We start from the raw sequence: 13,449 nt of genomic DNA, 5'->3' as shown, positions 1-13,449 counted from the left end.
GCGCCTGTCGACAACTCGTCAAACGGGCCCAGAGGGCGCGAACCACACCCGCGCCGCCACCCCGTCGTCGACGGTGACCACCATCCGACCGTCCGCCGCCGCGACCGCCGCCGACGTGTCCCCACCAGCGGAAACGTGACCTGGCAGGGTCACCTGAGCCCACGACTGGGCATCCCCGGCGGACCGCCACAGCCGATGCCCGTCGCTCGCCACCGTCATCGCCAGCACCACGCCAGCGTCGCCGGCAACCGCCTCGACCCCCGCCACCGCGCCCGCGCCCGTCGCCCCGAAATCCGCGACAGCCCGCCATTCTTCGGCGCCACCCGTCGCCTGAGGCGACCATTTCCAGGCGTGGAATGCGCTCCCCCGCACCCCCAGGGCGTACACCACGGGCCCCACCCGGGCGAGACGCTGCACGACCTCGTCCGCGCCCGTCGCCGGCAACGCCGTGCGCGTCCACGCCCGGCCGTCGGCCGACGACCAGACGTACGGATCACGGTCGCCCCGACCCGCCGGCCGACCCCCGCCCGCGACCAACCAGCCATCGGGCGCCGCCACCACGTCCGTGGCGATCGTCGTCAAGCCCGCGTCACTGGCCAGCCCCGGAGCATCGTCGACCAGCGCGAAGTCGGTCGCGTCCGCGGAACGCCACACCGCCGCCCCGCCCGTGCGGGCGCCCGCGATCAGCCACCCGCCAGCGCCACCCGCGATACGGCTCGCGCTGACCGCCTCCGGTCCGCCGTACAACTCGAACTCCGCCGGCACCTCGGACAGACCACCGTCGGCGTCCTGCCGCCACGTCCGCACCCGCGGATTGCCGTGGGCGCCACCCGAGCGCGCCCCGATGACGGCGATCCGACCCTCGGAGCAGCCAGCCGCGTACAGGATCGCGCGCTCGCCGTAGTAGCTGATCGGCCGCAACGGCAACGACGTCCACACGCGACCGTCCACGCTCCGCCAGGCAGCCGGCCGGGTTCCACCATCGGGCGCACCCACCGCGCCGACGGCGTACCACCGACCCGCGCACGCGGTCACATCACGCGCGATGAGCCGACCCGGCGCGCCCGGGGGCACCGGCAGATCCGCCATCTCCCACCGTGGACGCACCGGTTCGGGAAACCGCCCGTCGTCGTCGGCGGCCCGGCAGCCGGCGAGCAGCGTGACGACAACCCCGACCACCGCGACCGTACGCCGGACCGACACGCAACTGATGCTATCGATCGGATCACCCGCTGCCGAGGATCGACCAGCCCTCAGACGGACGGTTGCTGCGCCACCTCGCCGCCGGCGGTCTCCGCGAGGATCCGCTCGGCGACCTCCTTCATGGTCATCCGGTGGTCCATCGCCGTGCGCTGGATCCACTTGAACGCCTGCGGCTCGGTCATCCCGTACGTCGTCATGAGCGCGCCCTTGGCGCGCTCCACCGTCTTGCGGATCTCCAGGCGGTCGGTCAGGCTCGCGACCTCGGCCTCCAGGGCCGCGACCTCCGAATACCGCGACAACGCGATCTCCACCGCCGGCACCAGGTCACTCTTCTGGAAAGGCTTCACGAGGTACGCCATCGCGCCCGCCGCCCGCGCCCGCTCCACCAGATCCCGCTGGCTGAACGCGGTGAGGATGATCACCGGAGCGATCCGCGCGCCCGCGATGCGCTCGGCGGCGGCCAGCCCGTCCATGATCGGCATCTTGATGTCGAGGATGACGAGGTCGGGCTTCAACTCCTCGGCGAGGCGTACGGCGGTCTCGCCGTCGCCGGCCTCCCCCACCACCTCGTAGCCCTCTTCGACCAGCATCTCGGCGAGGTCCAGCCGGATCAGCGCCTCGTCCTCGGCGATCAGCACGCGCCTGCGCTCGGCATCCGTCGGCGTCTCAGCCACCAGCCCTACCCCCACCAGTTCGAACCCGACACCCGCCCAGCCGGGTGTCACCGCCCTCAGCGTAGTGGGTATCCTGTCAGGGCCGAATCAGGGAAGCGCCCTCGTAGCCCAACTGGCAGCAGGCAATGGTCTCAAACTCCATACAGTGTGGGTTCGAATCCCACCGAGGGCACCACAAAAGATGTCGTACGGGTGTTCGAGAATTCTCTCGTGCATCCACCCGAGATTCGCGCACGAGCACGGCAGATGTTCCTGGCCGGCAACACGGTCGCCGACACGGCTCGCGCCACCGGCCTGCCGTACGAGACGGTCTGGCACTGGTGCAACGACCGGCCCGAAGCTCGCTTCGAGGGCACGCAACACCGGTGCTTTCGCTGCCGCCGGGGTGTCGACAGTCCGACAGACCCCGCCGCCTACGTCTACCTACTTGGCCTCTATCTCGGCGACGGCCACCTGGTCACGACGGCGCGGGTGCCGGTCCTGCGGATCTACTGCGCCGATGCCTGGCCCGACCTCATCGAAGCCTGCGACGTGGCGATGCGGGCGGTACTCGCCACCAAGGTGCAACGCGTTCAGAAGCAGGGCTGCGTCGGTGTGCAGAGCTACGGCATGCACTGGCCGTGTCTGTTTCCGCAGCACGGTCCCGGCAAGAAGCACGAGCGACCGATCGTCCTGGCCGACTGGCAACGGTCGCTCGTCGAGAGCCACCCTGGCGACTTCGTGCGCGGTCTGTTCCACTCCGACGGCTGCCGGTTCGCCAACCGGGTGACCGTGCGCGGCAAGGAGTACGTCTACCCGCGCTACATGTTCGTCAACGAGTCGACCGACATCATGGGGCTCTGCCAGTGGAGTCTGGACCTGCTCGGCATCGCCTGGCGGATGAACCGGCGCAACTGCCTGTCGGTGGCGCGGCGCGACGCCGTCGCCACCCTCGACCGGCACGTCGGCCCGAAGTCCTGACCGCGGTCACGCGCGGGCCATGGCCGGCGCGCCGATGAAATCCATGATCGCCTTGTTGACCTCGTCGGCGTGGGTCCATGGAATGCCGTGCGGGGCGCCCTTGAGGGTGACGAGTGTGCCGTCGGGCAGCATCGGGGCGAGCCGTTGGCCGGTCAGCGGATAGGGCAGCACGGCGTCCTGGTCGCCCTGGACGATGAGGATCGGCACGGTAAGCCGGGGCACGTCGGCGCGGAAGTCGGTGGTGATGGCGTCGATGCACTGGTACGAGGCGCGGGCGGAGGCGAGTCGGCCGATGGCCCAGTGCGCCCTGAACGCTTCCTCGCTGACCTGCTTGCCCTTGGTCTGCTCGTAGTTGAAGAAGCTGGTGCAGAAGGCGGTGAGGTAGGCGAACCGGTCGGCCGCGATGGCCTGCTTGAAGCCGTCGAAGACGCTGCCGTCGACGCCGTCGGGGTTGTCCGCGGTCTTGCGCAGGAACGGCGCGAGCGGGGCGAGCAGGATTCCCCGGCTGACCCGGTCGGAGCCGTACCTGCTGAGGTAGCGGGTCACCTCGCCGGTGCCCATGGAGTGGCCGGCGAGGATGGTGTCGCGTAGGTCCAGCTCGGTCATGAGGGTGTCGAGGTCGGCCGCGAGGGTGTCGTAGTCGTACCCGGTGTCCGGTTGGCTGGAGGCGCCGAATCCGCGGCGGTCGTAGGTGATGACCCGGTAGCCGGCCTTGAGCAGGGGGTCGGCGAGCTTCTCCATGGTGGCGCCGTTGAAGGGGAAGCCGTGGATGAGCACGACGGGTTGGCCGGAGCCGTGGTCCTCGTAGTAGATGTCGATGGCGGTGTTGTTTTCGGTGCCCACGGTGATGAACGGCATGTTCGTCCCCCTCGGTCGGTTCGGCGTTGTCGGCCGACGTGGCTTTCCCCGGGGCTTGACGGCCATGCCGATCGTGGGAGCCTGTGGCGGGACCGATGACAGGGGTGGATCTGATGCGGGTGGTCATCTTCGGTGCGACCGGCATGGTCGGTCAGGGCGTGTTGCGGGAGTGCCTGCTCGCCGAGGACGTGCGGGAGGTGCTCACCATCGGTCGCCGGCCGACCGGTCAGCGGGAGGAGAAGCTGCGGGAGTTGACCGTCGCCGACGTCGGTGACCTGGAGTCGGTACGGGCGGAGCTGACCGGCGTCGACGCCTGCTTCTACTGCCTCGGTGTGTCGTCGTTGGGTCTGGACGAGGCGGCCTACACCCGGGTCAGCTACGACTTCCCGATGGCTGCGGCGCGACTGTTCGCCGAGGTGAGCCCGCAGGTCACGTTCGTCTACGTCTCGGGCGTCGGCACCGACTCGACGGGGCAGGGTCGGGTGATGTGGGCGCGGGTGAAGGGCCGCACCGAGAACGCGGTCATGGACCTGCTGCCCAACGGGTACGCGGCGCGGCCGGGGTTCATCCAGCCGACGTACGGGGCGGTCTCGCGGACGCGGGCCTACCGGATCGGGTACGCGGTGACCCGTCCGCTGTTCCCGGTGTTGCGGCGGCTGCTGCCGAACCACGTGACGACCACCGACGGGATCGGCCGGGCGATGTTGCGGGTGGCGCGGGAGGGCTCGCCGACCCGGGTGTTGGGCAACCGCGAGCTGCGCTGATCAGACGATCGCGTCGAGAGCCTGGGCCAGGTCGGCGCGCAGGTCCTCGGGATCTTCCAGGCCGACGGAGAGGCGCAGCAGCGCGCCGGTGGGCTTCGCGTCACCCTCGACGGGGCGGTGGGTGAGCGAGGCGGGGTGCTGGATGAGGGTGTCGACGCCGCCGAGGGACACGGCGTGGGTGATGAGCTGGCAGGCGTCGGCGACGGTGGCGGCGGCGGGCGCGCCGCCGCGTACCTCGAAGGCGAGGAGGCTGCCGGGTCCGGACATCTGCCGGCCGACGAGCGCCGCCGGGTCGTACACCGAGGGGTGGTGCACCCGGTGTACGGCGGGGTGGTCGGCGAGCCAGCCGGCGAGTTTCTCGGCGGTGGCCTGTTGGGCGCGGACCCGCAGCGGGAGGGTCTGTAGGCCGCGGTGCAGGAGGTAGCCGCCGAGGGGGTGCAGGATCGCGCCGGTGACGGCGCGGACCTGGCGCAGGCGCACCGCCCAGGCCTCGTCGCAGGCGACGACGCCGGCGAGGACGTCGCCGTGTCCGCCGATGCTCTTGGTGGCGCTGTGCAGGACGAGGGCGGCGCCGTGGCGGGCGGGTTGTTGCAGGACGGGGGTGGCGACGGTGTTGTCGACGAGCAGGGGCACGTCGCCGGCGGCGGTGGCCAGGGCGGCGATGTCGACGAGGTCGAGGGTGGGGTTGGCGGGTGTCTCGATGACGACCATCGCGGTGTCGGGGCGGATGGCGGCGGCGACCTGGTCGGGGTGGGCCCAGGTGACGGTGGTGCCGAGCAGACCGGTGGCGAGGACGTGGTCGGTGCCGCCGTAGAGGGGGCGGACGGCGACGATGTGGCGGTGTCCGTCGCGGGTGGCGGCGAGCAGGGTGGCGGTGAGGGCGGCCATGCCGCTGGCGAAGGCGACGGCCTGTGCGGTGCCTTCGAGGGCGGCGAGGGCGGTTTCGAAGCGGGCGATGGTGGGGTTCCAGAGCCGCTGGTAGACGGCGCTGGCGTCGGCGGGCAGGGTGCCGCCGGTCGCGAGGTGTTCGTAGGCGTTGCCGCCGTCGTCGACCGACGGCAGCGGGTTGGTGGTGGAGAGGTCGATCGGTGGTACGTGCACGCCGAGCGTGCGCAGGTCGTCGCGGCCGGCGTGTACGGCTCGGGTGTCCACCGTCGTCATGCGGGTAGGGTCGAACATCTGCCAACCCGGGGGCAACAGTTTGGTGGATGATTCTGTTGAGCGCCCTGGTTTTGTCCGGTGGTTCGGAGGACGATGCTCGGATGCCCTCTGAGTCGAACGATGTGCGGCCGTATCCGGCCCTGGATGAGGTGGATCGCGCGATCCTCGCCGAGTTGGTGGCGGACGGCCGGTTGCCGAACAACGCGCTCGCCGAGCGGGTGGGGGTGGCCCCGTCGACGTGTCTGACGCGTACGCGGGCGTTGCGCGAGCGCGGGGCGATCCGGGGGTTCCACGCGGAGGTGGATCCGGCGGCGCTGGGCCTGCCGTTGCAGGCGCTGGTGTCGGTGCGGTTGACGGCGCACGAGCGGGCGGCGGTGGACGCGTTCCGGGCGCGGTCGGTGCGGCTGCCCGGGGTGGTGTCGGTGTTCCACGTGGCGGGCGCGGAGGACTACGTGCTGCACGTGCGGGCGGCGTCGGGTGACGCGTTGCGGGACTTCGTGCTGGACCATCTGGCGGTCGATCCGGTGGTGCAGCACACGCAGACCAGCCTGATCTTCGAGCAGGCGCGTGGGGTGGGCTGAGCGGCCGTCGGAATGAACGGGCAGGCCGGGGAGTTGGCACAACGTGTGATCACCGTACCGTTGTCTGTTCTTGATCTTGCCCCGGTCGCCAAGGGCGCCACCGCCGGCGCGGCGTTGCAGGCCACCACCGAGCTGGCCCGACGCACCGAGGAGCTGGGCTATCACCGCTTCTGGGTGGCCGAGCACCACAACATGCCGGCGATCGCCAGCTCCGCGCCGGCGGTCCTGCTGGCGCACCTGGCGGCGAACACGTCGACCATCCGGCTGGGTTCCGGTGGAGTCATGCTGCCCAATCACGCGCCGCTGGTGGTGGCCGAGCAGTTCGGCACCCTGGAGGCGCTGCACCCGGGCCGGATCGACCTGGGCATCGGCCGGGCCCCGGGCACCGACCAGGTGACCGCCCTGGCGCTGCGCCGCACGATGGAGGGCCTGTCCGCGGAGGGTTTCCCGCGTGAGCTGGCCGACCTGATGAACTACTTCAGCGGGGAGAAGCCGGGGCAGATCGTCGCCACCCCGGGTCGCGGCGAGCAGCCGGCCGTGTGGCTGCTGGGGTCGAGCGGCTTCAGCGCCCAGTTGGCCGGTCTGCTGGGTCTGCCGTTCTCGTTCGCGCACCACTTCAGCGCGGCGAACACGCTGCCGGCGCTGGCGCTGTACCGGCAGAACTTCCGGCCGTCGCAGTGGCTGGACAAGCCGTACGCGATGGTGGCCGTCAACGCGGTCTGCGCCGACACCGACGAGCGGGCCGAGTGGCTGGCCGGGCCGAGCGCGCTGTCGTTCCTGAAGCTGCGCTCCGGTCGGCCGGAGCCGTTGTCGACGCCGGACGAGGCGGCGGCGTACCCGTACACCGAGTTCGAGCGGGAATTCGTGCTGCAACGGCGCGAGGGTCAGGCGATGGGCTCGCCGGAGACGGTACGGCGGCAGCTCACCGAGTTGCAGGAGCGCACCGGCGCGGACGAGCTGATGCTCACCACGCTGGTGTACGACGTGGCCGACCGGGTGCGGTCGTACGAGTTGATCGCCGAGAAGGTGGCCGGGGGCCTGCGCCGGGACGCGTGAAACACGATCTTCACGTCAGCGTCACTCCCGCGACCCGGACGGTGCCTAATGTTGGTTCCGGTGGTGGTACGGCATTCCCGGTCGGGACGGGTCGGGAATGCCGCGGTGTGGAGCACCGGGCTGTAGCTGTGCGGATTCCGCGGCTGCGGCCCGGTGCCTGCCACCTTAGGCGAACTCGATCAGTACCGCCAGGGTTAGATCAGCGTAGGTAGATGTTCGGGGTCGGTGGGCTGGCCATCTGATCGCCGATGAAGAACCCCGGGTGCGGCGGCTGGTTGTAGGCGGTGTTCTGCCACGCGATCGCCACCCGGTACTGCGGGTCGTGCATCAGGGTGTAGATCCGGGTGCTGGTCGGAGTGGGTGTGCTGTAGATGCGCAACGCCCGACTGTCGGTGGTCCGCCAGATCACCTCCTCACGCCAGTCGCCCAGGATGTCGCCGGAGAGCGACGGCGTGGACTTGGTGCCGTTGTTGGACGCGACCCCGCTGCCGTCGAGCAGTCGGGTCTCGCCCCCGGTGCCGTACTTGTCGATCCTCGTGGCGTCCAGCAGTTCCCGGACGGGGTCACCGTCCCACCAGGCGAGGAAGTTCGTCGACGACGGCTTGCGGCCGATGTTCTGCCCTCGGGTGTTGGCGAGGCCGGAGACCGCCGCGGACCAGGACTCCGCACCGGGGCTGCCGGCCCAGATGTCCGCCGAGACGCCCCGGCCGTTGTCGCCGGAGGCCGGCGTGGACCACAGGATCTGACCGGTACGGGCGTCCGCGAACCACGAGCTGGGCTTGCTGCCGTCCTCGTCGACCTTGAACACCTCCAGGCCGGCGCGGCCCGGGTCGAGGTCCCCGACGTGCATCGCGTCGCCGTGCCCGTTGCCCGTCGAGTAGAGCAGCCGCCCGTTGTCGTCGACGGTGGCGGCGCCGTAGACGATCTCCTGGCGGCCGTCGCCGTCGACGTCGGCCACGGAGAGCTGGTGGTTGCCCTGGCCGGCCGCCGCGCCGTTGCCGGAGGAGTTCGAGTCGAACGTCCAGCGCTTGGTCAGCGAGCCGTTGCGGAAGTCCCAGGCCGCGATCACCGCCCGGGTGTAGTAGCCCCGCGCCATGATCAGTGACGGGCGCTGGCCGTCCAGGTACGCGGTGCCGGCGAGGAACCGGTCCACCCGGTTGCCGTACGAGTCGCCCCAGGACGACACGGTGCCGCGCGGCGGGTCGTAGTTGACGGTCGACGCGATCGCGCCGGTCTGACCGTTGAACATGGTCAGGTACTCGGGGCCGGACAGCACGTAACCGCTGGAGTTGCGGTAGTCCGCCGACGACGAGCCGATGAGCTGGCCGGTGCCGGAGCGGGTGCCGTCGGCGGTCTTCATGGCCACCTCGGCGCGACCGTCGCCGTCGTAGTCGTACACCTGGAACTGGGTGTAGTGCGCGCCGGCGCGGATGTTGCGGCCGAGGTCGATGCGCCACAGCCGGGTGCCGGTCAGGGTGTACGCGTCGACGTAGACGTTGCCGGTGTAGCCGGACTGGGAGTTGTCCTTGGCGTTCGACGGGTCCCACTTGAGGACGATCTCGTAGCTGCCGTCACCGTTGAGGTCGCCGACGGAGGCGTCGTTGGCGCTGTAGGTGTAGCTCTCCCCGCTGGGGGTGGTGCCGCCGGCCGGCACCTGCAGCGGCACGTCCAGGTAGCCGTTGGCGAACTGCAGGGCCGGCGCGGACGCCGCCTGCTCGGCGCCGCCCACCACGGCCCGCACGGTGTACGTCGAGCCGGCCGCCGCGCCGCTGTCGAGGTAGTTGGTGGCGCCGGTGATGGGGTTGGCGTTGACCCTGGTCGAGCCGCGGTAGAGGTTGAACGACACCCCGGAGGTCTCGGTGCCGAGCAGACGCCAGGAGACCAGGTTGCCGTTGCCGGAGCGGACGCTGACCAGCCCACGGTCCAGGTTCTCCAGCTGTTTCGCCCCGGCCGGAGGGTTGGTGGGTGGCGGCGTCGTGGGTGGCGGGGTGGTGGGTGGCGGGGTGGTGGGTGGCGGCGTCGTGGGTGGCGGGGTGGTCGGCGGTGGGGTGGTCGGGGCCGGGGTGGTCGGCTCGCCCGTGGGGGGCGCTCCGGTGCAGGTGACACCGTTGAGCGTGAAGCTGGCCGGTGCCGGGTTGCTGCTCGTCCAGGAGGCGTTGAACCCGAACGAGGCGGTGCCGTTGGTGGCGAGCGCGCCGTTGTAGTCGACGTTGCGCGCGCTGACCTGCGCGCCGGACTGGCTGACCGTGGCGTTCCACGCCTGGGAGACCTGCTGGCCGGCGGCGTAGGACCAGGCGAGGGTCCAGCCGTTGATCTCCTCGCCGAGGTTGGTGATGGTGACGTTGGCGCCGAAGCCGCCCTGCCACTGGTTGGTGACCTGGTAGTCGACGCGACAGCCGACGGCGGCGGCCGAGGCGACGACCGTGCCGACGGTGCCGGCCACGACGACTGCCGCCGTCGAGGCGGCGAGCAGGGTCAGCCGTTGTCTTGACGGGTGCATGAACTGCCTCCGGGGGATCCGGTGGTGACCGCTGTCGGCCCACCTGCCCTGCCCGGGAAGCACGGTGGACGGTCCGCCGCGGCGGCGACGAACGGCGATCTGGTCGGGGTGTTGACGCCCTGGAACTCGGATCCGGCTCAGCCGCATCGTAGGGCAAGCGCTTTCCGATCCGCAATATCGACGACCGTCACCCCGTACGGCTCTTGACCCTGCCCCACACCGCCTGATCGACTCGACCGGATGAGCGCCCCGCACATGGATCCGGACGAGTTCCGCCGCGCCGGCCACGCCGTTGTCGACTGGATCGCCGACTACTGGACGACGCTGCACCAGCGACCGGTCACCTCCGCCGACCCGCCGGGCATGGTGGCCGGGGCCCTACCGGGCTCGCCGCCCACCACCGGCGGCGAACCGGTCGAAGCGCTCCTCGCCGACCTGGACACCATCGTCCTGCCCGGGCTGACGCACTGGCAGCACCCCGGCTTCTACGGCTACTTTCCGGCGAACACCTCCGGTCCGAGCCTGCTCGGCGACCTGGTCAGCTCTGGGCTCGGGGTGCAGGGCATGATGTGGGCGACGAGCCCGGCCTGCACCGAACTCGAGACGGTCATGATGGACTGGCTGGCCGAGTTGCTCGACCTGCCGCCGCGCTTCTCCTCGACCGGGCCCGGTGGCGGCGTCATCCAGGACTCGGCGTCCTCGGCGACCCTGGTCGCCACCCTCGCCGCGCTGCACCGTGCCAGCGGGGGTCGTTGGCGCGCGACCGGCATCGACCGGCGCTACCGCGCGTACACGTCGGTGCACGGGCACTCCTCGATCGAGAAGGCCGCGCGGATCGCCGGACTGGGCGCGGACGGCATCCGGTCGATCGACGTGGACCCGGACACCCAGGCGCTGCGCCCGGACGCGCTGCGCGCGGCGATCGAGGCGGATCTGGCCGTCGGGGACGTACCCGCCATCGTGGTCGCGACCATCGGCACGACCTCCACCACCGCCATCGACCCGGTGGCGGAGATCGGGGCGATCTGCGCCGAGTACGGCATCTGGCTGCACGTCGACGCGGCGTACGCGGGCTCCGCCGCCGTCTGCCCCGAGCTGCGCTGGTCGCACGCCGGCCTGGAGTACGCCGACTCCTACTGCTTCGACCCGCACAAGTGGCTGCTCACCGGCTTCGACTGCGACGCGTTCTGGGTGGCCGACCGCCGGGAGCTGATCGAGGCGCTGACCGTGCTCCCCGAGTTCCTGCGCAACGCCGCCTCCGATTCGGGAGCGGTGCTCGACTACCGGGACTGGCAGGTGCCGCTGGGTCGGCGGTTCCGCGCCCTGAAGCTGTGGTTCGTGCTGCGCTGGTACGGCGTCGAGGGGCTGCGGGCGCACATCCGCTCGGGCGTGGCCCTGGCCGCCCGGTTCGCCGATCACCTCCGCGCCGACGACCGGTTCGAGCTGGCCGCGGCGCACCCGTTCTCGCTGGTCTGCTTCCGGCTGCGGGCCGACGACGACACGAACGCCGAGCTGCTGGCCCGGGTGAACGCCAGCGGGCGGGCACACCTGACCCACACCCGGGTGGCCGGCCGGTACACGCTGCGGCTGGCCGTCGGCTCACCGCAGACCACCGAAGCGCACATCGACGAGACGTGGACGCTGCTCGCCGAGGCGGCGGACAAGCTGTTGACGCGCTGACGGCCCGGGCGCTACCGCCCGCCGGATCGCCAATGTGGCGGCATCGCGACGCGGAGACCCCGCCAGATCGCCGACGTCGCGGCGTCGCCGCCTGCAGACACCGCCACATCACCGATCCGCAGTCGACCTCCCGCCGCGACGGCGGCAGAGGAGCCGCGTCCCGGCTGCCCGCCGGCAGGGCTGATGGCCGGCGGCAGCGCCGCCTGCGGGGCGAGGACCCAAATGAGCGTGATGCCGGTGAGTCATCAAGATGACTCACCGGCATCACCGTCACAGGGGGGTAGGCACTCCGCCGCGAACACCGACGGGAGAGCACCAAGTCGACCGACGTCACCGGAAGCCGCCGCGCGGGTCAGCGCCCTCCCGGGGTGCCCGCCACGCTGAGATCGGCCGGTGCGCTGCCGTCGGCAGCGCCGGTGATGACAGAGACCGACTCAGGAAGCACCGGCAAGACAGCGCCGGCTGCCGTGGCCGTCACGGTGGCGGTGGCAGCGGTGGCGCGGGCTCGACGGGTGCGGCGCAGGGCACGTACGGCGAAGACCAGCGCGGTCAGCCAACCGGCGGCCAGCAGGACGTAGAGGGTGGGGCGGAGCGGGCCGCCCAGCTCGGCCGACCGGATCAGGGTGCGGGCGTTGGTCAGCACGATGACGCCACCGACCGCCGCGCCCAGCAACTGGGCGGGCACGATACGCACCAGCCACGCGGCCAGCGGAGCGGCGATGAGCCCGCCGATCAGCAGGGCGACGACGGTGGGGAGGAGGAAACCCTCCGTTCCCAGCCCGATCAGGAAGCCGACGCTCGCGGCGCCGGCCACCACGAACTCGGCGGTGTCGACCGAGCCGATCACCTTGCGGGGCTCCATCCGGCCGGAGACCAGGAGCGCCGGGGTGGCGACCGGGCCCCACCCGCCGCCACCGGTCGCGTCGACGAAGCCGGCGACCAGGCCCAGGGGGCCGAGGAAGCGTCCGCGCAGCCGTCCGCCGACCCGACCGGTACGCAGTGGTCGGGCGAAGCGCACCAGCAGGTACGCGCCCAGGGTGAAGAGGATGGCGGCCATCCACGGCGCGGCTGACTCGGTGGAGATCGAGCTGAGCAGCGTGGCCCCGGCGAACGCGCCGATCGCGCCGGGCAGGGCGATGCGGGTGACCACCCGCCAGTCGACGTTGCCGAACCGCCAGTGCGCGACCCCGGCCGCGAGCGTGGTGCCAATCTCGGCCAGGTGCACCGACGCCGAGGCGGCGGCGGGCGCGACCCCGACGACCAGCAGCAGGGTGGACGAGGTCAACCCGTACGCCATGCCGAGCGAACCATCGATCAACTGCGCGACGAGCCCGACCAGAGCGAGGACCAGTAGCTTGCGCACGAGCGCCCCCTGACTTTTCGGTATCTCCTATCGACTTGGTCGACAATGCGGCACGACGGAGCCGGGGTCAAGTGTCTGATCGGTGGATGGGACGCCCGCAGGTCGGCGTCGACGCGTCAGCCCCGGGGAGGCGTCAGATCCAGGCGCGCGGGTCGGCGGCCAGCTCGGTGACCCGCGCGGGCAACGCCCCCGCGGCCACGTCGGCGACGCTGACCAGTTCCAGGATCTCGCGCTCGCTGGCGCGCAGCGCGATCCAGACCTCCTGGAGGGCGCGAGCCGGACCGTGGTAGCCGAGCTGTTCGGGGCGCTGCCCCCGCACGTGCGCGAGCGGCCCGTCGATCACCCGGATCACCTCGGCGAGAGAGATCTCCTCGGCCGGGCGGGCCAGCCAGTAGCCACCCTCCGGACCGCGCTGGGCGTGCACGATGCCACCCCGGCGCAACTGCAACAGGATGCTCTCCAGGAACTTCGGCGGGATCTCCTGCGCACGGGCGATCTGGTCGGCGGTGACCGGCCGGCCCCGCCCGGGGCCGCTGGCCGTCGCGGCCAGCTCGGCGGCCGCACGGAGGGCGTAGTCGACCCGGGCGGAGAGACGCATGCCGGCAAGGTTAGCCCGCAGGTCATCCGCCGGTACCGGCGACCCTCAACC

12 protein-coding genes and 1 tRNA gene are annotated in these 13,449 nt (G+C 71.5%); 6 read left to right on the top strand and 7 right to left on the bottom strand.

Annotated elements, in window-relative coordinates:
- Positions 1-18 precede the first annotated feature (18 nt).
- A complete protein-coding gene (locus tag ABZ272_RS10080) occupies positions 19-1,203 on the bottom strand; it encodes a hypothetical protein (protein ID WP_355049546.1) in 1,185 nt (394 codons plus the stop codon).
- A gap of 50 nt (positions 1,204-1,253) precedes the next feature.
- Positions 1,254-1,877, bottom strand: coding sequence for a response regulator (locus ABZ272_RS10075; RefSeq protein ID WP_355049623.1), 624 nt, complete (start codon positions 1,875-1,877; stop codon positions 1,254-1,256).
- A 97-nt stretch (positions 1,878-1,974) separates the two neighbouring features.
- Between ABZ272_RS10075 and ABZ272_RS10070 the strand changes: the two genes are divergently transcribed.
- Both ABZ272_RS10070 and ABZ272_RS10065 read left to right on the top strand, forming a co-directional pair.
- Positions 1,975-2,052 (top strand) — tRNA-Leu (locus ABZ272_RS10070).
- A gap of 35 nt (positions 2,053-2,087) precedes the next feature.
- Positions 2,088-2,837 carry a transcriptional regulator gene (locus ABZ272_RS10065; RefSeq protein WP_355049545.1) on the top strand — a complete coding sequence of 250 codons (750 nt, stop codon included), beginning with the start codon at positions 2,088-2,090 and terminating at the stop codon, positions 2,835-2,837.
- 6 nt (positions 2,838-2,843) lie between these two features.
- Here the strand turns inward: ABZ272_RS10065 and ABZ272_RS10060 are convergent, their stop codons facing one another.
- Complete coding sequence (locus ABZ272_RS10060) at positions 2,844-3,695, bottom strand: alpha/beta hydrolase (protein ID WP_355049544.1); 852 nt, start codon at positions 3,693-3,695, stop codon at positions 2,844-2,846.
- Between the two features lie 95 nt (positions 3,696-3,790).
- On the opposite strand from ABZ272_RS10060, the gene ABZ272_RS10055 reads away from it, so the two are divergent.
- Positions 3,791-4,459: an NAD-dependent epimerase/dehydratase family protein gene (locus tag ABZ272_RS10055; protein ID WP_355049543.1), complete on the top strand. Its 669-nt coding sequence runs from the start codon at positions 3,791-3,793 to the stop codon at positions 4,457-4,459.
- Here ABZ272_RS10055 and ABZ272_RS10050 read toward each other — a convergent pair whose 3' ends face one another.
- Positions 4,460-5,638, bottom strand: a complete 1,179-nt coding sequence (locus ABZ272_RS10050) for an aminotransferase class I/II-fold pyridoxal phosphate-dependent enzyme (RefSeq protein ID WP_355049542.1) — start codon at positions 5,636-5,638, stop codon at positions 4,460-4,462.
- Between the two features lie 83 nt (positions 5,639-5,721).
- Here ABZ272_RS10050 and ABZ272_RS10045 point away from each other — a divergent pair, with 83 nt between their 5' ends.
- Both ABZ272_RS10045 and ABZ272_RS10040 read left to right on the top strand, forming a co-directional pair.
- Positions 5,722-6,201, top strand: a complete 480-nt coding sequence (locus tag ABZ272_RS10045; protein ID WP_355049541.1) for an Lrp/AsnC family transcriptional regulator — start codon at positions 5,722-5,724, stop codon at positions 6,199-6,201.
- Between the two features lie 45 nt (positions 6,202-6,246).
- Complete coding sequence (locus ABZ272_RS10040) at positions 6,247-7,257, top strand: LLM class flavin-dependent oxidoreductase (protein ID WP_355049540.1); 1,011 nt, start codon at positions 6,247-6,249, stop codon at positions 7,255-7,257.
- A gap of 199 nt (positions 7,258-7,456) precedes the next feature.
- Here ABZ272_RS10040 and ABZ272_RS10035 read toward each other — a convergent pair whose 3' ends face one another.
- Entirely contained in the window at positions 7,457-9,757 is a 2,301-nt protein-coding gene (locus tag ABZ272_RS10035) for a cellulose binding domain-containing protein (protein WP_355049539.1), read from the bottom strand.
- A gap of 240 nt (positions 9,758-9,997) precedes the next feature.
- Here ABZ272_RS10035 and ABZ272_RS10030 point away from each other — a divergent pair, with 240 nt between their 5' ends.
- The gene (locus tag ABZ272_RS10030) at positions 9,998-11,437 is read left to right on the top strand and encodes a pyridoxal-dependent decarboxylase (RefSeq protein ID WP_355049538.1); all 1,440 of its coding nucleotides are present in this window, start codon (positions 9,998-10,000) and stop codon (positions 11,435-11,437) included.
- A 352-nt stretch (positions 11,438-11,789) separates the two neighbouring features.
- Here the strand turns inward: ABZ272_RS10030 and ABZ272_RS10025 are convergent, their stop codons facing one another.
- Both ABZ272_RS10025 and ABZ272_RS10020 read right to left on the bottom strand, forming a co-directional pair.
- Positions 11,790-12,800 (bottom strand): sulfite exporter TauE/SafE family protein, encoded by a 1,011-nt coding sequence (locus ABZ272_RS10025; RefSeq protein ID WP_355049537.1) that lies wholly within the window; start codon positions 12,798-12,800, stop codon positions 11,790-11,792.
- Positions 12,801-12,933: 133 nt separating this feature from the next.
- The gene (locus tag ABZ272_RS10020) at positions 12,934-13,398 is read right to left on the bottom strand and encodes an Rrf2 family transcriptional regulator (protein WP_030334362.1); all 465 of its coding nucleotides are present in this window, start codon (positions 13,396-13,398) and stop codon (positions 12,934-12,936) included.
- Between the last annotated feature and the right edge of the window lie 51 nt (positions 13,399-13,449).

Source organism: Micromonospora sp. NPDC005979, assembly GCF_040614415.1.
Lineage (GTDB): Bacteria > Actinomycetota > Actinomycetes > Mycobacteriales > Micromonosporaceae > Micromonospora.
The sequence above is the reverse complement of the archived record's forward strand: the minus strand, read 5'-3'. Positions and strand labels throughout refer to the sequence as shown.